This window comes from Spirillospora sp. NPDC047279, assembly GCF_040643285.1.
In the GTDB taxonomy this organism is placed as follows: domain Bacteria; phylum Actinomycetota; class Actinomycetes; order Streptosporangiales; family Streptosporangiaceae; genus Spirillospora.
The window spans coordinates 257516-275964 of the sequence record NZ_JBEYUA010000016.1 but is presented as its reverse complement, the minus strand read 5'-3'; the positions used below and the strand labels follow the sequence as shown (position 1 = coordinate 275964).

18 protein-coding genes are annotated in these 18449 nt (G+C 66.9%); 13 read left to right on the top strand and 5 right to left on the bottom strand.

What is annotated here, in order from left to right:
- A partial coding sequence (locus ABZ810_RS35620; RefSeq protein ID WP_358410795.1) for an IS3 family transposase occupies window positions 1-498 on the top strand: 498 nt, incomplete at its 5' end.
- 63 nt (window positions 499-561) lie between these two features.
- On the opposite strand, the gene ABZ810_RS35615 is transcribed toward ABZ810_RS35620, so the two are convergent.
- Together ABZ810_RS35615 and ABZ810_RS35610 are read right to left on the bottom strand one after the other, a co-directional pair.
- Complete coding sequence (locus tag ABZ810_RS35615) at window positions 562-1116, bottom strand: GNAT family N-acetyltransferase (RefSeq protein ID WP_358410793.1); 555 nt, start codon at window positions 1114-1116, stop codon at window positions 562-564.
- Window positions 1117-1137: 21 nt separating this feature from the next.
- The gene (locus ABZ810_RS35610; RefSeq protein ID WP_358410791.1) at window positions 1138-2580 is read right to left on the bottom strand and encodes a helix-turn-helix transcriptional regulator; all 1443 of its coding nucleotides are present in this window, start codon (window positions 2578-2580) and stop codon (window positions 1138-1140) included.
- 934 nt (window positions 2581-3514) lie between these two features.
- Between ABZ810_RS35610 and ABZ810_RS35605 the strand changes: the two genes are divergently transcribed.
- The 8 genes from ABZ810_RS35605 to ABZ810_RS35570 all read left to right on the top strand — a co-directional run bounded on the left by ABZ810_RS35605 (window position 3515) and on the right by ABZ810_RS35570 (window position 8841).
- Window positions 3515-4402: an SAM-dependent methyltransferase gene (locus tag ABZ810_RS35605; RefSeq protein ID WP_358410789.1), complete on the top strand. Its 888-nt coding sequence runs from the start codon at window positions 3515-3517 to the stop codon at window positions 4400-4402.
- Complete coding sequence (locus tag ABZ810_RS35600) at window positions 4399-5238, top strand: SAM-dependent methyltransferase (protein WP_358410788.1); 840 nt, start codon at window positions 4399-4401, stop codon at window positions 5236-5238. Before ABZ810_RS35605 ends, ABZ810_RS35600 begins: the two co-directional genes overlap by 4 nt.
- Window positions 5235-5624, top strand: coding sequence for a hypothetical protein (locus tag ABZ810_RS35595; RefSeq protein ID WP_358410786.1), 390 nt, complete (start codon window positions 5235-5237; stop codon window positions 5622-5624). Before ABZ810_RS35600 ends, ABZ810_RS35595 begins: the two co-directional genes overlap by 4 nt.
- Complete coding sequence (locus tag ABZ810_RS35590) at window positions 5618-6556, top strand: SAM-dependent methyltransferase (RefSeq protein ID WP_358410784.1); 939 nt, start codon at window positions 5618-5620, stop codon at window positions 6554-6556. The genes ABZ810_RS35595 and ABZ810_RS35590 overlap by 7 nt, the downstream gene beginning before the upstream one ends.
- A gap of 191 nt (window positions 6557-6747) precedes the next feature.
- On the top strand, window positions 6748-7293 hold the full coding sequence (locus ABZ810_RS35585; RefSeq protein ID WP_358410782.1) for a hypothetical protein: 546 nt from the start codon (window positions 6748-6750) through the stop codon (window positions 7291-7293).
- A gap of 26 nt (window positions 7294-7319) precedes the next feature.
- Complete coding sequence (locus ABZ810_RS35580) at window positions 7320-8123, top strand: phosphotransferase (RefSeq protein WP_358410780.1); 804 nt, start codon at window positions 7320-7322, stop codon at window positions 8121-8123.
- A gap of 5 nt (window positions 8124-8128) precedes the next feature.
- Window positions 8129-8551 (top strand): hypothetical protein, encoded by a 423-nt coding sequence (locus ABZ810_RS35575; RefSeq protein ID WP_358410778.1) that lies wholly within the window; start codon window positions 8129-8131, stop codon window positions 8549-8551.
- A gap of 53 nt (window positions 8552-8604) precedes the next feature.
- Window positions 8605-8841 carry a hypothetical protein gene (locus ABZ810_RS35570; RefSeq protein WP_358410776.1) on the top strand — a complete coding sequence of 79 codons (237 nt, stop codon included), beginning with the start codon at window positions 8605-8607 and terminating at the stop codon, window positions 8839-8841.
- Between the two features lie 338 nt (window positions 8842-9179).
- On the opposite strand, the gene ABZ810_RS35565 is transcribed toward ABZ810_RS35570, so the two are convergent.
- Window positions 9180-9692 carry a hypothetical protein gene (locus tag ABZ810_RS35565; protein ID WP_358410774.1) on the bottom strand — a complete coding sequence of 171 codons (513 nt, stop codon included), beginning with the start codon at window positions 9690-9692 and terminating at the stop codon, window positions 9180-9182.
- Window positions 9693-10679: 987 nt separating this feature from the next.
- Here ABZ810_RS35565 and ABZ810_RS35560 point away from each other — a divergent pair.
- Both ABZ810_RS35560 and ABZ810_RS35555 read left to right on the top strand, forming a co-directional pair.
- A complete protein-coding gene (locus ABZ810_RS35560; protein WP_358410771.1) occupies window positions 10680-12905 on the top strand; it encodes an AAA family ATPase in 2226 nt (741 codons plus the stop codon).
- Window positions 12906-13125: 220 nt separating this feature from the next.
- A complete protein-coding gene (locus ABZ810_RS35555) occupies window positions 13126-13614 on the top strand; it encodes a hypothetical protein (protein ID WP_358410769.1) in 489 nt (162 codons plus the stop codon).
- A 251-nt stretch (window positions 13615-13865) separates the two neighbouring features.
- Here the strand turns inward: ABZ810_RS35555 and ABZ810_RS35550 are convergent, their stop codons facing one another.
- Window positions 13866-14384: a hypothetical protein gene (locus tag ABZ810_RS35550; protein WP_358410767.1), complete on the bottom strand. Its 519-nt coding sequence runs from the start codon at window positions 14382-14384 to the stop codon at window positions 13866-13868.
- Window positions 14385-14783: 399 nt separating this feature from the next.
- A complete protein-coding gene (locus ABZ810_RS35545) occupies window positions 14784-15722 on the bottom strand; it encodes a hypothetical protein (RefSeq protein WP_358410765.1) in 939 nt (312 codons plus the stop codon).
- An 807-nt stretch (window positions 15723-16529) separates the two neighbouring features.
- Between ABZ810_RS35545 and ABZ810_RS35540 the strand changes: the two genes are divergently transcribed.
- Window positions 16530-16712 carry a hypothetical protein gene (locus ABZ810_RS35540; RefSeq protein WP_358410763.1) on the top strand — a complete coding sequence of 61 codons (183 nt, stop codon included), beginning with the start codon at window positions 16530-16532 and terminating at the stop codon, window positions 16710-16712.
- A 152-nt stretch (window positions 16713-16864) separates the two neighbouring features.
- Entirely contained in the window at window positions 16865-18301 is a 1437-nt protein-coding gene (locus ABZ810_RS35535) for a hypothetical protein (protein ID WP_358410761.1), read from the top strand.
- Window positions 18302-18449 lie beyond the last annotated feature (148 nt).

The following is an 18449-nucleotide window of genomic DNA, read 5'->3' as shown; positions in this document are numbered from 1 at the left end:
ACCAAGCTGGTCGGCGACATCACCTACATCCCGACCTGGGAAGGCTTCCTGTATTTGGCGACTGTGATCGACTGCCATTCGAAAATGGTTGTCGGGTGGGCGATGGCCGATCACTTCAAGACCTCGCTCATCACCGCCGCCCTGGACTCGGCGGCCGGGAACATCCACCTCGAGAAAGGCTGTATCTTCCACTCAGATCGCGGATCGAACTACACCAGTGACGAGTTCGGCCGACATCTGACCGAGAAGTACAAGATGCGCCGCTCGGTCGGCAGGACCGGTGTGTGCTGGGATAACGCGCTGGCCGAGTCATTCTTCGGCGCTTTGAAGAACGAGTGGCTCAACCGTATGGTATTTGCCACACGCGCCAAAGCCCGCCGCGCGGTTGTGCAGTACATCGAGGGCTTCTATAATCAACGCAGGCTTCATTCCGCGAACGGATACCGGACCCCTCTTGAGGTCCATACCGAGTACCTGGACCGGCAGCAAGCAGCGTAGATCTGCCCGCAGATCACCCATCAGGATGCTGTCCGGAAAACGCGGGGCCCCTCAGCCACGCAATCAGGTCGTCGGCAGCGGCAAGATCAACACGTGCATGTGCGGGGCGTGCGGGACCGCGGGTCGCAGTTCCGCGACCTTGCGCCAGCCCCATCGCTCGTACGCCTGGTAGGCGACGGTGTTCTCTGGCCGGACCAGCAAGGTGGCGCGTGTCTCGGGGCGGTGGGCGAGCAGTTCGTCGTGGATTGCGTGGCCGAGGCCTTGGCCGGCTGCGGAGCGCCGCACCATGAGTTCGGAGAAGGCGAACGTGCGGTGCCCGTCCTCTTGGGTAAATCCGGGTTCGGGTTCGTCGGTCAGGCCGCGCCACCAGCCGGTGTCGGCGTCAAGGGGCCAGCCCCACGCCTGACCGACCGGCTGTCCGTCCAGACGTGCCAGGACGAGGTCGAAGCCGGGCCGCTGGACGTAGGCGTCGAAGCGGTCCAGGAATGCGTCGAGCTGGTCGAACGCCTCGCCGGCTTCGATCTTTTCGGCGCGGGCGTCCTGGTCGATCTCGCCGACCAGGTCCCGGATCCGGTACGCGGCCGGGCCATCGAGGTGTTCGAAGGTGACCTCTTCCACGTTGCTGTCTCCCTTAGATGGTCAGGCTGACAGTGTCTGGGCAGCGGCATCGAACCTGGTCCGGAACTCCGCGCCGTCGGCTTCGGCGCTGGCCGCGTCGCGGATCGGGCGCAGCTCGCGGAGGACTCGGGTAGAGGTCATCCGACCGTCGTCGAGTTCGGGCAGCAGCCGTAGGCCCTCGGCGACCGCACTGCTGTGATCACCCTTGGCGAGTAGCGCGCTGGCCAGGGCGGCGCGGTAGAACGCCCGATCGCGGGGTGAGCGGTCCTGGTCGACCAGAACGTCGTGATAGAGGTCGGCGACCCGGCGGAGGTCGCCGAGCCGCTGCAGGCCCATGGCCTCGTATCCGGTGATCTCGGACGGGCGGATGAACCGTGCCCAGGCTGGGTCGCTGGGGTGCTCGCCACGGTCGAGTTCGCGGCGTGCGGCGCTGAGGGAGGCGCGGAAGGCGATGGCGTCGCCGAGTTGGGCGTGGGCGAGCGCGCGGCGCAACTGGACCACGGCGTGCAGCTTGGGGGACGGTTCGCGGCGGGCGTGGTCGGCTGCCCTCTCGACGAGCCGGAGGCCTTCGCGGGCCAGTCCGCGCCGCTGTGTCAGTTTGGCCATCTGGATGGACTGTTGCGCCATGTTCACGAAGAGGTGCACCGCAAGTTCGTCATCGCCGACGCTGCCTGTCAGTAGTTCGGCCTCGCCGTACAGGTGACGGGCGAGCTGCTGGTCGCCGGAGTCGTAGGCCTGCCAGCCGGCGACCAGACCGAGGTCGGCGGTCAAAGCGAGGAGCTGACGGCCGGTCGCCTCGGTGTATTCGCTGTCGTCCAGCATGGTGCGGGCACGCCGGAAGAGGCTGACGGCGTCGCGGAGGATGGCCCGGCCGCCGACGATGCGGCCGCGGTCACGCAGCCCCTGGATGGCGGCCTGCAGGTGCCGGATGTGGGCGATGTCCACCCGTGCCGGCGGGGGTGCTGCGGGGAGCGCCACCATGGTGAGCAGGCCGACGGCGAGTCCGTGGAACTCTCGCCGGTCCACCGCGTCTCCTGGGGGTGTCATCTGGTCGCTGGTTGCTTCGTCCAGAGTCGCATCTGCTCTACCCAGGATGAGAGGGGCCAGTGCCGTCCGCGGCATCCCGACGGCGTCGACGAACGCCAGCAGCTCGTGCACGTGGAAGAACGTGCCGCGTTGCCCGCGTTCGGCCAGGCTGATGGTGGACTGCGTTTTGCCGACGAGAAAGCCCAGGTCGTCTTGTGAGAGGCCTGAGGCCGCGCGCAGCAATGCGATCACTGCGGGGATGTCGGCGCGGGCGAGCGCCGCGCGCAGAGTTGCGGAGTCCCACAGCCAGGTGGGGGCGATGTCGGTGGAGTCGCATGCCGCACGCTGGCACGCTTCGCACAGCGAGTCGGGGTTGTAGCGCGAGAGCCGGGTCATCCGGCAGGCCACGCAGACTCTCACGGATGTCCCGTTGCTCATCCCGGTCTCCTGCCCGGTCGATGCGACGCATCGAGCGTCCGCCCCTGACGTTGCGTGGACGCACTACGTGACGGACCCGCGCGGGCGCCAACGGTAGTCACGCCGACGCGGCGACACCATTTCAATCTGTCATGGCGGCGCTGCGGACGGCCATGACATCGCGGCATGGGAGGTCACCGGTTATCGCGCCACGATCGGCACGCATGAGGCCACGTCGTTCCCCTGGTTCGAAGGGAGACCAACCAATGCAGTCGGCTGCTGCCAAGGATCAGCGGGCCCGCGGTCAGGGAGCAGGCCAGGCGTCGAGGCGGGATGGCCGCGCGCCTCTGCATGTGGTCGCCGGGCAGTCTCTGCCGCCTGCCGAGGTGATCGCATTTGGGTGCCACCGCGATGGTTCGGCGTCCCGGCCTCTGCCGGCCCTGACCGGGTTCTCAGATTTCGTCGAGGCGGGTGAAGGAATCGAGGCAGGCCAGGTGGCCGAGGCCGTTCTGGCCACGTTGGAGCTGCATGCACCGCGACCTCACCCTTCTGTGTCGGGCCAGTACATCTGCGGCCATGACCTGACGGCGTGGCCGTGCAAAACCACGCTGGTCATCGCCAAAGCGCTGACCGGCCCTGAGCGGGAAGCAGCGCAGGGGGCCTGGCTCCCACAGGCATCGGGGGGAGGCCAGCCCGAATGATTCGGACGTCTGACTCCCGAGTCGCCTGGCTGCCACGCGGATCCGGACATGGCCATCCCGCCTGCGGGCCTCCGCCGGTTCCTGGTCCGCGAGTCGGGCAGACGGGGAGAACACCGCGCCCTGCCCTAGCCGTACGAGGCGCTCCTCGACTGATGCCGCTGAGGCCAGCGCCGCTGATCCGACGCCTTCCCCAGGCGTCGCCGTTCCCCTGGCCGTTCGCAGCCAGGTCTACAGAAGTCCGGAAGGCCTTCCCGATGTCTTTCGATGAACCCGGTCGCCCTCTCGACGCCAGCCTGTTCACCAAGGCCAGTACGGCGAGGATTTACAACTATCTGCTGGGCGGGAAGGACAACTATCTGGTCGACCGGATCGCAGCCGCCAAGATCATTGATGCTGCGCCGAGCGCCCCTGCGCTGGCCAGGGAGAACTTCCGGTTCGCCGGCCGTGCGACCTCGTGGGCGGTGGGTGAGGTGGAGGCAGGGCTGGTGCTCGACATCGGGATGGGTCTGATCGACCATCTGCCGAAGGATCTGCGGTCCATCGATCAGGTCGTGCATGACCGTTATCCGGATGTCGAGGTCGTGGGTGTCGATCCGGATCCGATCGTTCTCTCGCATTTCCGGGCGCTGTTCCGGACTCGCCGGGAAGCCGCGGCCTGTGGTTACGCCGCGGTCGCGAGCGGGGACGTCCGTGATCTCGACACGATCTTCGCCAACCCAGGCCTGCTCGCTCGTGGTGTGGACCTGGAGCAGAGGGCTGTCGTTGTGCTGGCGGCGGTGCTGCATTTCATCGGCCCTGACGAAGGGCCAAGTGGCCCATTGGGGATCCTGACCCAGCTGCACGAACGGATGGCGCCCGGCTCGGCGCTGGTCATCTCGCACGCCTGCTCCAGCAGCGTCGACCAGGCCGCGGTCGCCGACATCGAACGCGGCTACGACGGCGCCTCCAGCGACATCCACTTCCGCACCGAGCAGCAGATCGCCGAGCTGATCAAGGAGGCGGGCTGGTTTGCGCAGGTCCCGCCCTATGACGTGCAGAAGTGGGCCCCGCTCGGCAGCACATATCGGCAGGTGGAGCGCCGTCAGATCAAGGGCGTGCGGGTCGTCGGCACCGTCGCGTTCTCCTCCAAGGGCCGGCCATGACGCCTACCACCGCGGCGTCGGTCGCCGCAGAGTCCGGGTCGGCGGTCATCGACACGTCCGTGCCGCATTCGGCCCGGCTGTGGAACTTCCTGCTGGGCGGCAAGGACAACTATCCCGTCGACCGGCAGGCCGGCGAACAGATGATCGAGATATTCCCTGAGATCGTCGCCGCCGCCAGGCACAGCCGCGCGTTCCTGTGCCGCGCGGTGCGGTTCATGACCGGCGAGGCCGGGATTCGCCAGTTCCTGGATATCGGAACGGGCCTGCCCACCGTGGACAACACCCACGAGATCGCGCAGCGCATCGCATCCGACACCAAGGTCGTCTACGTCGACAACGACCCGCTCGTTCTGGTGCACGCCCGCGCTCTGCTCACCAGCACCGCTGACGGCGAGGTCGACTATGTCGAAACCGGCCTGCACCATCCGGAACGGATCGTCGCCGAGGCCAGCCGGACGCTCGACTTCACCGAGCCGATCGGGCTGCTACTGCTCAGCGTCCTGGACCACGTCCCCCGGGACGAGGACGTTCACGCCATCCTCGCCACCCTCGCGGAGGCGGTGACGGACGGCAGCAAGGTCGCGCTGTCGTGGGCCACCGCCGAGGTCGGCGGCGACCGGATGCGGCAGGCCCTCGACCTGCTCGAAGACTTGGGCGGCCCAGCCCTCGTCACGCGTTCACCCCAAGCCATGAAGAACGTCGTGACCGGCGCCGGGCTAGAGCTGGTCGATCCCGGTGTCGTCACCTGCGCGTCGTGGCGACCAGAACCCAACCCCTTCGGGGCGCCGGCGACGGCGCAGTTCTGCTGCGTCGCGCGGAAGGCGCGGCAGCGATGATGCCGCCGCACGGGCCCTACCACCTTCTGGCCGACGAGCTGGCCGACGCCCGTGAGCATGCGGTCGCGCTCGCCTTGCGGCTGGAGGAACGAGGCCTTGGCACCTACGTCCACTACGCCTGGAACGTCGTACGCGAGGTCGCCGTAGGCGCCCACATCGTCCACGACGCAGGCGGCCGCGACGGCGCCTGGGTGTTCGTGTGGCCGCGGCTGGGCAGCAGCGGCCGTGACCTGCACTGGCACCACCCCCGCTGGCTGAAAACGGGACCCTGCTACCAGCTGTCCTGGCCGCTCGCCGACATCGACGCGATGACCGACTCCTTACAGGACATGCTGCACCGCCGCCAGACCCCAGGCCGGCCGCCAGCGAAGGCGACCCCATGCTGACGCCGTCCAAGCCGCCCTGCGCTACCGCAGCCAGGAACACCTCCGCTCCCTCGCCCGCCCTTGGAGAGGCATCGATGCCCCCTCGGAAACACGACTCCGCAAACCCGGTCGACCGAGCTGCGACCGGTTCGGATTCGATCGACGCGAGCGTGCCGAATGCGGCGCGGGTGTGGAACTACCTGCTGGGCGGCAAGGACTTCTTCCCCGCCGATGAGCAGGCCGGCGAACAGATGATCGACGCCTGTCCTACGATCGCCGAGGCCGTGCAGGCCAACCGTGACTTCCTGGGGCGTGTCGTGACGTTCATGGCCGGCGCGGCCGGCATCCGTCAGTTCCTGGAGGTCGGCCCCGGGCTGCCGGCCTTCCTCTGGAACAACACCCACCATGTCGCGCAGAACATCGCCCCTGCCGCGCGCGTCGTCTACGTCGACAACGACCCCTTCGTCCTGGCCTGCGCCCGCGCACTGCTCACCAGCAAGCCCGAAGGCGCCGTCGACTACGTCAACGCCGACCTACGCCACCCCGACGCGGTCCTCAACGCCGCCGCGGTGACGCTCGACTTCGACCAGCCGATCGGGCTGATCCTGCTGGGCGTCCTGCACTACGTCCCCGACGACGCCATCGTCTGCGGCATCCTCACCACACTTGCGGACCGGCTGCCATCGGGGTCGATGGCCGCCATCTCCTGGGCAGCTGTCAGCACCCCACCCGTTAACGGCCTGCAAGCAGCACTCAGGGTCCTTCAGGACCTGGGCGGCCCGGCCATCACCACCCGCACTCCCCAAACGCTCGAACGCCACGTCACCGACGCCGGTCTGCAACTCCTGGACCCCGGCGTCGTCCCCTGCACCTGGCGCCCCGAACTCGACCTAGCCCAGACCCCCGCAGCCGCGCTCTGCTGTTGCGTCGCACGCAAGTCCCCGAAGCGATGAATCCCCGGCGGCCCACAGGGACCGACGCTGAAGTCTGCGCCCAGATCTGTGCGGTGTGCGTCGCACATGCCTACGGCCAGGCCGCCCGCTACGACCGGCTCACCGAGGTGATCGTCCACGCCCAGTTCCAGAAACCCGCCCATCAGGACCACGCACGGCGAGGACGTCGCGCAACCAGTCCGGGAGAATGCATGACCGTCACGTTGAACCACATCACTCAGACCGGCAGGGACCCACGCGAGCTGATCCCCGCTCAAGCGTTCACCCTGCTCGTAGACGACATCCGTAAGGCGACGCACGCCACCCACGACTACTGCGCACGCGTCGCGGGGCAGAACCTGGTCTTCCTCAAAGCCGTCGGCAACATCCGGCGGGCGGAACGCCGCGACCCCCGCAACTACGTCCGCATCGTGCCGACGCCGCCCGTTGACCAGGCGTGGCACCTGAGCCTCCAGCGGACCGAGGTGTACGTTCCGATGAGCCTCGCCTTCGCCCACTCCTTCATCCACCACCGCCCGGTCATGGACGACGACATCCGGTCAGGCGCCGCGCTGGCCCGCACCATCCCGCAACTGCGCACCACAGGCTACTTCGTGGATCCAGAATTCTGGGAGGGCGAGGCCGCCACCAGCTGCTGCCCACCCGAATGCAACGACCAAGGCGGCCGCGACTGGCGAGCCCTGGTGGACTGGAGCGGCTACCTGCCCCTCGAACGTCCGCTCACCATCAGCATCTGACCACCCGAAACCCGGAAAGGACGCACGTGCGCACCGACTGGAACGACCTGCCCAAAAAGCTCCACGCAGCGATCGAAGCCCAGGCCGGCACGGTCCGCGACGTCGTCCCCGCCTCCACGGGCAACCACGCCGACATCGCCTCCACGCTGGACACCGGCAACGGCCAGGTGTTCGTCAAGGCTGCCCGCAAGCTGGCCGACAGGGACGGCCCCGAGGTCATGTCGCTGCGCCGCGAAGCCGCCGTCAACCCCGCCGTCGCAGAGTTCGCCCCCCGCCTCCGCTGGACAGCCGAGACCGAAGACTGGCTCGCCCTCGGCTTCGACCACATCACCGGCCGCCGCGCCGACTACTCCCCCGCCTCCCCCGACCTGGACGTCCTGGCCAAGACCATCCACGCCATCCAGAACATCACCTGCCCCGACGTCCCCATGCTGTCGGCCCAACGCCGCTGGCAGAAATACACCGACAACCCGGCCATGTTCGCCGGCGACGCGCTCCTCCACACCGACCTCAACCAAGACAACCTGATCATCACCGACGACGGCCGCGCCTTCGTCGTGGACTGGGCGTTCGTCACCCGCGGCGCACCCTGGCTGGAACTGATGACGCTCATCCCCTGGCTCATCGGCGCTGGCCACCATCCCCAGCACGCCGACCAATGGATCAGCCAATTCCCCGCCTGGACCACAGCCCAGCCCACTGTCATCGACGTCTTCACCACCGGATTCGCCGCGCAATGGCGCAACGCCGCCCAGGCTCGACCCGACGAGTGGGTCACACGTCATGCCGAGCTGACCGGCCGCTGGGCCGCTTATCTGCTTAAGGAGTAGGCAGATTGACTGACTGGACCCAGCACCACCCGACAACGCAGCTCACGGCCCCCGATGGCCGCACGGTCGCCATCGACGTTGAGATGGTGCCGCTGGTGACCGAGCTGTGGCGACTCGGATTCGCAACCAAGGTGGCCTGCCAGGACGCAGGCGAAGCAACAAGAGAAGGGGGCACCCGCACCCCTCAAGCCGAACGACAGCGAGTCGCCGCCCGCCTGATGGGCAGAGCCTGGCTGGTCATCAGAGCCGAAGAGGCCAAGCACTTACTGGACGTCTGGGCCGAGCTCGCTGAGCCGGAGGTCTTTTTGCTCCGCCCTACCAAGAACGACAGTGAACCTGCCGACTGGGTCTCGCTCACCTTCCCCCGCGAACTCATCGCCGCAACAACGCAAGAGCTGCGGTCGATTGCTTCGCTCCGCCTCGACTAAAGCAGCGGGTGGACAAGCGACGTCGTCCACCTTCGCCAATCCATCTGCGGCCGATGCTGCTGGGCCTGCGCGAGGGTGTCGTCGATGGCCTTGCAGACCTCATGACTTGTCACGGGCGCTCGACGAGCTTCCCGATCTCGTTGAGCAGCGCGGGGGAACAGGACGGACCGATGTTCGAGTGGTACCGCCCCGGCGCAAGACAGCAGGGTCGCCGGCTGGTCGAGGCTGCGGCACAGCGCGGCGGTGTGGTCGTCGTCGCCGCTGTCTCGGCAGGTCAGGAGGATCAGTAGGGCACGTAGGCCGCGGCCGTCCAGACCGCGCATCGCCGACAGGGGTGGATCCCGCCCACCAGCGGCCGCGAGCCGTTGGTGGTGCTGCAGTGGTCGTCCAGGATGACCACCTGGGCGGGGCGGAGCCCCTCTGGCTTCGTAGGTGACTTTGAGAGCCACCTGTTGGGGATTAAGGAGCCGGAAGTTGATCTCTTCGGAGCTTGAATGTTGGTGAGTGCTGGAGCCACCGGGCTCCGGGCGAAAGCGTGAGTCGCCGCAAAGCGCGTCGGCGTCTCAGCCAATTCGCGACGATTCGTCCTTCCGGCGGCGAGTCCTGCCTGCGGCTGCCAGACCGCTGGTCATGACCCGCTGCCTCGAGAGGGCGAGTCGTAGTAGCCAGGGCCCGCGATTAGGACGCTCTCGAAACAGGTGTAACGGTCGACGGTCTCCTGGTCAGCTCCCGGGAATGGGACAGCGGACCGGGACAGCCCGATCGACAACTCCGGCACGGTCAGGCCGTAGTCGCCTTCGTCGACCTCGACCTCGTGGCGGGCCCGCAACTCTGCGATCACCCGATCAGCGGGGACCGAGAAAACGTCCATGCCCAGCAGGAACACCTGTGCACGAGGCTCAAAATCGAAATCCCTGTAGATCTCGACCGTCTGTACCGACAGCGCCGACCCGCAGAACACGTGAGCGTCGACACCTGACCCGATCAGCCGCCAATCCAGAGGCTCGGCTCCGGGATAGGGCACGTACGGACGCGGTGAGCCCCATGCCTCCAGTGCCGCGCCGGCGTCCGCGAACGAGGCACCCAGCTGAACGGAACCGGCGGCCCGCAGTGGCTGCAACTCGATGACCAGTGGCGACACGCAATCTCCAAGACCTTCGCACCCAAGAACCACACCCGACCGAACGACCATAGCGATCCGGTCTCAACCACATGGGATCGGCGATCACCGACCGCCTCGGGTACGACAGGTGGCTCCGCTTCTCGCCGACACTGGTCACGCCGGTGGACGATCTCCGGAGCCACTGGCCAACATTTGGCTCTCGTTCTCACCAACAAAGCCAGCCCCTCCAGGCGGCGGTGTGGGTCGTCGACACAGAGCGCACGTGGAGTCCCGGGCGGTGGCCGTCAAAGCCCCTCGAGCCGCCGGACGATTCCAAGCGAGCGGCGCCTCGTGACCAGGGCGACCGACAGCGGGCTCGGCAGCGCATGGCCAGCGGACGCCAGCGCGGGGCGAGTGTGGGCAGGGGCATGCGCGCCGCGGCCAGCCTTGCGGCGGACTCGCTGAAGGCGATCACGCGGTGGAACGACGAGCCGTCCGCTCGGATCTCGGACTCGATGATCAGTTCGGCGTCGGCCATGGGGTCGGCATCGCTGGATCGCTTCGGCATGGGGGGCCCCGGGGCGCGGCATGAGTGGATGTTGCCCCGGCGACGCGCCGCCTGGGCTGAGGCCATGCCAGACGAGGGCCGATCCGCCCGGGTCGAAAACGGTTGGTCATCCACCATCGGGGTGATGGCGGACCGGTCGGAGATCGCCGGTCTGGTTCGGCACGCCGCCCATAGGCATCAGTCGGCGTCAACTCTCTACGAACTTCTCCCGACCTCCCCTTCAAACTTGAGGGAGCGTTCAGCGCTCTCAAGAAGATCAGGAGCTCCGCCCCGCCCGGGCCTCTCTAACACCAGGCCACAGTCGGTAGCTCCGAGGGGCGCTTTGCGGTCAATCGTGATGGGCGGGGCGGAGTCTGTGGATTCGGTCCTGCTCTTGAAGACCGCTGTGGCGACATTGGCGGCGGGCGATCAGGTGGGTCCTGCATGCTGTTGTCTTCGCGCCAGTGCCGGTCCGGTGGATGAGGTGGGTCACGGTGGGAGAGGGGTGGCGGGCGGGGAGTCTGCCCGTCGAGACGACGAGGCTGGTGGGACGTCGCGAGGAGTTGGCGCGTCTGGAGCGGTTGTTGTGTGGGCGGTCGCGGCTGGTGACGGTGACCGGGGTGGCGGGGGTGGGCAAGACGCGGCTGGCACAGCGGGCCGCGGTCGAGCTGGCGCCGCGGTTCGCTGACGGGGCGTGGTGGGTGGCGTTGTCGCCGCTGACCAAGGCGGCTTCGCTGCCGTATGCGATCTTCGAGGCGCTGCCGCTGGCCGACCAGACCACCCGGTCGGTGATCGATGTGGTGGCCGACTACCTGGCCGACCGTGATGTCCTGCTGGTTCTGGACACCTGCGAGCATCTGGCCGAGGCCTGCGCGATGACCGTCCAAGCCGTGCTGGCCGCCGCGCCGAAGCTACGGGTCCTGGCCACCAGCCGCCGCGCTCTGAACGTCGCGGGTGAGCAGGTGCTGCCCATCGCTCCGCTGCCCGTCCCCGACACCGCTCCCACACCCGAGGCCGACATCGCCGCCCTGTCTCCGGCCGCGATCCGCGCCAGAGCACCGAAGGACGTCGGGGCACCGGGGAACGGTGATGATGCGGTGGCGTTGCTGGCCGAACGCGCGGCCGTGGTGGTGCCGGGTTTCATGGTCACCGGCGACAACCGGGCCGACTCGGTGCGGTTGTGTCAGAGGCTGGATGGTCTTCCGCTGGCGATCGAGCTGGCGGCCGCTCGCCTGGCCGCCATGTCGCCGACCGAGTTGACCGCTCGGCTGGAGGAGCGGTTCGAGGTGGGTGACATCGAGCACGAGGGGACCGAGGCCGATCCGCCTTGGCATCGGGCGTTGCGTACCGCGATCGGCTGGAGCCATCAGCTGTGCACCCCGGCCGAGCGGCTGTTGTGGGCTCGCGTGTCGGTGTTCGCCGGGTCGTTCGGCGCCGGTACCGCCGGCCAGGTGTGCGCCGACGGCCTGCTGCCCGCCGACCAGATCCTGGACCTGCTGGACGCCCTGGCCGGCAAGTCCATCCTGACCGTGGTGGCGATGCCGGGCGGCGCGCAGCGGTACCGGATGCTGGACACCATCCGCGCCTACGGCACCTTCTGGCTGCGCAACCTGAACGAACACGACCGGTTCCGGCGCCGGCACCTGGACTTCTACCTGACGATGGCCCGCCGCATCGGAGCCGCCTGGCTCGGACCCGACCAGTACACCTGGTACGACTGGGCGACCGCCGAGCACGCCAACCTGCGTACCGCCCTGGAGTTCACCCTCACCGAGACCAAACCCGAGACCGGGGACCACTCTGCGCTGGAACTGGCCGGGTCGTTGTGGTTCTACTGGTACGGCTGCGGATTCCCCAAGGAGGGCCAGCACTACCTGGAACGGGCACTGGCGCACGACCCCGAACCCGGCCCAGCCCGTACCAAGACCCTCTGGGCCTCCAGCATCGTCTTCATGATCCAGGGCAACCCCGCCGCCACCGCGGCCAGGGCAGCCGAGTGCGCCGCGGCGGCCGAGGGGATCGGCGACGCCGACGCGGCGGAGATGGCGCAGGCCGCCTCCGCGGGCGCCGCGACGATCAGCGGAGGAGAACAGGCACAAACGGTGGCGGCTCCGGCCGCCGAAGAGCTGCTCGCCGGCAGACGTGCCGACGAGCTCACCCTGGCCACCCTCCTGGCCTGGGCCATCCGCGGCGTCACGTACGTCCTCGCGGGCAGCTTCCAGGATGCCGTCACCGTCCTGGAGCAGATGCGCCTCGAATGCGACCGGCACGGCGAACGCTGGTACCGCGCCTACGGCGACAGCATTCGCGCCCAGGCCGAGTTGGCGTGCGGACGCCCCGAGGCCGCGCGGTTCTACGCCCAGGCCTCCTTGGAGGTCAAACACCGGCTGAACGACGTCACGGGCATGAGCATGGCGATCGACCAGCTCGCCCAAACCGCCGCCGCCACCGGCCAGAAAGAACGCGCCGCCCGCCTGCTCGGCCTGGCCCAGCAACTCTGGTCCCGATCCGGCCGACCGCAAGCCGGCCTCCCCGAATGGGTCGCCGCCCGTCAAGCCTGCGAGAAACAGACACGCGAAGCCCTAGGCGACCACACCTACGAGCACACCTACCAGAACGGCCACGACACCGACCCAGACACGACCATCGCCGACATCCTCAGCATCCCGGCCGCCCCCGAATCTGCCTCACACGACGACACCTGACGGCGATGAAGCGGATGACCCCCGCGACATAGCTCCAGGACACGACCAGGAGCGAGACAAAGTACGCGGGGCGCCATCGCAGGTCATGGTGCTGAGGTACAGCAAGATCGCGAGATTCGCCGACTCACTCAGCGCGGCAGAAGCGGACGTCCCTCACCATCTGGAGTCTTCAGGACGCCCCGAACCACTACTCGACGTCCGAGGCATGGGACGCTAAGACGTGCTCATTGTGCGTGCCACCAGGAAGCTCCTCAACCGAACCGGCCCTCCCGATCTCGGCGCTGACGAGCAATCCGATACCCGGCTCGGGCAGTGGTACGCAACCGCCCTCTTCTGGCGGCCCCAGGTAGCCCTATTCGTCAACGAGGAGACGCTCCTGCCGATCCTCCTGCCGCTGGCGCCGGCCGCGACCCTCTTGAACAGAGTCCCCGACCACATCGCCTCAGCCCTCGCCGAGTACGGCGCATCACAGGCACTCATCGATGACGAGACCCAGCGCATGCGCGAGTCCCGACTGGCCAAGACAGCCAACCGCAGCGTCACCGGCACCCTCACCGACTTCGCCCGACTCGCCGAGCACTACCGCGACGGCGACCCCGACCTGCCCGCCCTCGCCACGCGGCTCGCCCACGTCCCCTGCGGCCCCCTCTACAAGAGCCACACCTTCCCCGACCGGGAGTTCACCGCACTCATCAAGTCGCTCGGTTGAACACCGCCCGGCGCCGCCCCGAGCAAAAATCTGATCGAGTTCATCGGTGCGCGGTCGGCGGCATGAGCGGGCGAGTTTGGTGGGATGTCTCGTCCCAGAGTGATCGTGGCTCTGAGGCTGCGCAGACCAGCTTGGCGGTGCCGGAGTCGAGCTCCACGTTCGCCGCGAGCACGGGCTGGGGCTCTCGGGCCGTGAAGACATCGGTCGCTATTCAGTGGGATGGTTTCGGTTTCGACTACGCCATGCGGTTCTCAGGGCTTCGAGTTCGAGACGCGGGAACGGTCGACGCCACGCCTCGTGGAATCCGGCTTCTCGTGCTTCCAGACGACTTCGTCGAAGCCACGGATCACACCACGTGCCAGCGAATCGACGGTCTGCCGGCTGGACCAGAGTTCCGTGCCCGTCAGGTCGGGTTCTTTGTAGTCCGCCAGTTCGAGCACTCGGATGTGCACATCGTCGCCGGTCCGACGAAAGATCCAACGGTAGGTGATGGGCTCGTCCTCGAAGTCAGCCCGGGTCTCTGACTCTCCGAGGACCAGACGCGCCACAGCGGTCAGCAGATCTTCGGGTCCGGCTCGGAGGTAGGACGCGGTGGCCTGCACGGTCGTCTGATCGTCAGCGGCGGTCCATTGGGCTCCTCCAGGGAGCAGGCTCCAGGCGAGCGACATCTTCGTCACGATGGGCTCCTCCCGGGGTCTGAGATCGGGCGAGTGACCGGCGACAGGGAATCGGGCGAACAAGCCGTCGACGTGGTTGGCAAGATAGATCATGCCAACTCCGCGAACCACTCGCCGACGTGTCGCTCTCGGCGTCACCGGTGAAGCCATTGGCCACAATCCACGAGGCTGGTCCCCGGTGCAGCCCGTCATCGTGGTACTCCCCGAGAGCATCGGGCCCGTCATCGCCTGGGCTCCCAGCGACGCTCACGCCAGTTGAGGCTGAATCACAGGCCGTCATCACCTGGTCGGGTGGGGCCACTTCACGTTCGTACCACCAGTGCTGGCGGTGGCTCACGGCGGGTTTCCCCGGCCCGGCCAACCCGACTCCCCGGCTCGCGCCGCGTGTGCCCCAGGTGCTCTCACCGCTCGCAGCGGTTCGGGATGGGACCGGCCGGCACGTCGTGCGCACCGGATCCTGAACAAGCCCCACGCCATCAGATCATCGCCTCGCTACCAACTCGCTGCGAGACGGCGCAGGGCCTCCCGCTGAGCCGACGGGATCAGTGCCTCGTCCTCGCTGGAGAGATTTCCAATAGATCGGAGGATTTCTTGGATTGGCTCTCGAAGTTGGTCGATTGAACGACGGACGGCATCTGGCCGGTCGAAGGCAATACTCATTAGGTCGCCATGGGCCGCTTCAACGAGTGCGTCGATGGCCAGGGCCGAGGTGGCGACACGTTCGGCCACTCGACCCAGAAATTCCATGGCGTCGTCAAAGTCAAGCTGGCCATCGACTATCTGAGAAAGATCCTGGGCGGCGATCAGCGGCGGCGCATATTCCGAATAGCATGCGAGCTGCGACTCAGCCTTCACCCAGGAGATAAGCGCATGGAGCAGGGTCCTCGCAGCGAGCCTACCCTGCGGGGCATCGATCCTGCTTAGCCCCTCTAGCCAGGCCAAACGGAAGGGGCGGTAGAACCAGAGCTTGGCCTGTGCGGCTAGCCGGGTAACGACATGTGCTCTCGCCAACCGCTCTTTGCAGTCGCCTTCATCGATTGCACCTGTGAATGATCGACGCTGCACAACAGCGTAAAGTGTAGATGGAGAACCGATACCAACCTGCCGCACTAATCTATGCCTGATAGCGCCCGGCGACCGATCGGCTCCTCCATCTTCAGGTAGTTCGTCGAGCACTGAACGGAACGCTTCGTAATACTTCTCAGTCCCACGACTTACCGGCTCTTTCAACCATTGAGCAAGCGAAGATCGCTCCAGTTGCAGGACCAGAAGTTCGCCGCTGTAAACGCGCGTCCGATCTTCGGCCGCATGTCGATGGGGGCGGATTGGCGCGCCGGCCCGTTCCGGTGGGGATGCGTGGGCTTCGCCTGGGAGATCACGTTCAGCGAGAGCTTTCTCGGTTTCCCGTCTCCGCTTGATCCAGTAGTCCATGACCGTCCCGGGCTCCGGCGCCCATGCTCTGACCATGGCCTCGAGTGTCTTCTCCGTGGGGAGCTGCGTTCCGGCCAGGGCACGGTAGATCGCCGCTCTACTCGGAGAACCATAGGAAGCGGGGACATCCTCGACGCGCCTCGACCTGCCAGGCGGCGTCGCGGCCCTCAGTTGTCTCAACTTGAGGGCGAACCGGGCAAGCGGTCCGTCTTCAGGGTTCAGCGGCGTCGCGCGTCGCGGCATGCAGCCAGCATAGGCAGGAAGTCTCCTCTTTGTCTCACTGTCTGCGATGAGATTCCATTGTCTCGCGCACTGTGCTGAAATGCTCGCTGCTGGGCAAGCCGAGTGCGGGTACACAGCCGTCTCACTGGAGTGCGAGCGCTGGTCCAGCCAACGCTACGCCGAGCACCTGAACGGCGTCTCGAATCGAGGGAGTTGGCGTGTGCGCACCTACGAGGTTGGGCGGTGGTCTGAGCGTTCGAACCACCCTGTATCCCCGGGCCTTTGGGGCACCCTTCGACGGGCGGCACGTCCGGAGGTTGTCCGGGACGCATACATAACGATTCTGCAACATCAGCAAAGGCTTGGACTCGAATGCGAGCACCCAGTTGACCTGTGTAGATGCGATGTCCACCCAGCTCGCGATCGCACTCAGTGACGAAATGCTCCGGCCTCAGTCCTGTGAGGGGAGCGAAGACACTGGGTTGTGCTGATCACCGGATCGGCGATGACAGTGGTGGCCCACCTGCGTCAACAGGCGGGCCACCTTCGAACTCGACACACTCCCTAGCCGGAGATTGGAGTCCTATGCCCAGCGTATCTCTGCTCAGCGGAGACTCGCAGCCGCTGAACGGCGTGGAGATCAACACCCCGGGCCTGCTGGTGCTCTTCATCGGCGTGGCCGTCATGTTCGTGGTCCACAAGGACCCGAAGCTGGCCGTTCCGATCGGAGCGGCCGCCGCGGTGGTGACGATTTTGCTGATGCTCTAAGCGGCGCGGGGCGTGCGTTCGGCGGGCGCCCCGCGCACCAGTGCAGGCCCGTCGCGTTCTCGAAACGCGGCGGGCCCTTCTCACGTCCGCCATCCAGTCGGCCCGACCGGGGCACGGGAAGCCTCTCGTTCCCAAGGCGTCAAGATCCGGTGATGGGACACCGTGATGCCGACGAGCAGGTCGGCGCAGGGCTGGCAGGTCGCCACGGTGGTGCGGAAGGTGCGGCCAGCGCGGGCGGCCTGACCTTCGGAGGCGCAACATCGCGACGGCGGGCGTGGGCCACGGGCGAAGGAAGACGCCTGTCGAGGCTGTCCCGCGATGGCAGGATGGAGGCGTCGGAGCGACAGATCGGGAGAGTGAACGTGGCGAGCGAGCCCGGGAACGAAGTAGTGGCAATCGTTCACCCGGACGTTGAGATGATCCAGGACAGCGGATTGCCACAACTCATGTCGCAGATCCGGCCACAGTGGCAGTCGAAAGGGCTGATCGAGCGCGTTCGTCGGCTCATGGTCGTTGACCCGAGCAGCGCCTGTCAGCGGCTCCTCAACGCGGCGATCGCAGACCTGCGGGAGAAGATCAACATCGCGGGTCTCGACATCGCCCGGGACGCCGCGAAGGCGAACAAACTACCGTCAGTTGAGCGGCCCGAGGACATCGAGACCTACTCGACGCACAACATCATCGAGCTTTCCTACCGCATGGGTCTGCTGTCACGCCCTGAGTGGCGCCGCTTGTCCAGGTCTTACGAGATTCGTCGTGACCTGGAACACGAGGATTCTGAGTACGAGGCTGGGGTCGAGGACTGCGTCTACATCTTCAAGACCTGCATTGAGGCAGTTCTCTCGCGGGACCCAGTGACCCTCATCCGGGTCAGCGAGGTCAAGGAAGTCATCGAGACCGCTGGCCCTGCCACCGCGGACCCCAGCTTGGTGGAGGACTACCAGCACGCACCCGACAGTCGCCAGTTGGAGATCGGGAAGTTTCTGTTCTCCACCGCAACTAACGACGACGAGCCGGACCTGGTTCGACACAATGCCTTCACGATGACGGGCATCCTCGCTGAGGTGACCCGGCCTGCCGTCACGGTCGAACTGGCCAAGCATGTCCAGGACAAGATCGGTCGACGGACCGCGCTGACCGAGCTTCAGGTCCGGGTAGCGTCTGTGTCCGGTGTACTCCCGTACCTACGTAAGGCGCAGCGTCGCGCTTTCTTCGCAGGCTTCCTCGACCAATTGAACCGCACCGGTCACCACTGGACCTCCGACGCGTCTCACGGGGGCCTTCTTCGCCAGCTTCAGGAGTTCGGCGGGCTGCGGGCGATCCCGGACCAGGAACTTCACGAGATCCTCAAGTGGATGGTGCTGCTCTACGTGGGCGAGCCAGGAGGCCGCGGTATGGGGGTGAACCGGAAGGTGTTCTACAGCAACTCCGGCGCCCCGGTCGTTGCCTCGATCATCCAGGACGCCCCGGATATCGCCGGGCCGCTGCTCACCGAGCTCGGGTCCGACAAGGACGTCAAAAGGGCATGCGCCCAGAGCACCCACGTAGAAAGGCGCTACCAAGACCTGCTCGACGTCGCTGAGTCGTAAGCACGTCGACTGTTCCGAGACGGACGGTGACGGGCGTGCGCGGCAACTCGGCGGAAGACTGCGACGTCCGCCGGCCCAGCGGGCAGCAACCGCATCTCGGCATGTGCGGACCGGGTTGCAGGAGGCTGTGCTGGCTCCATCACTCAGG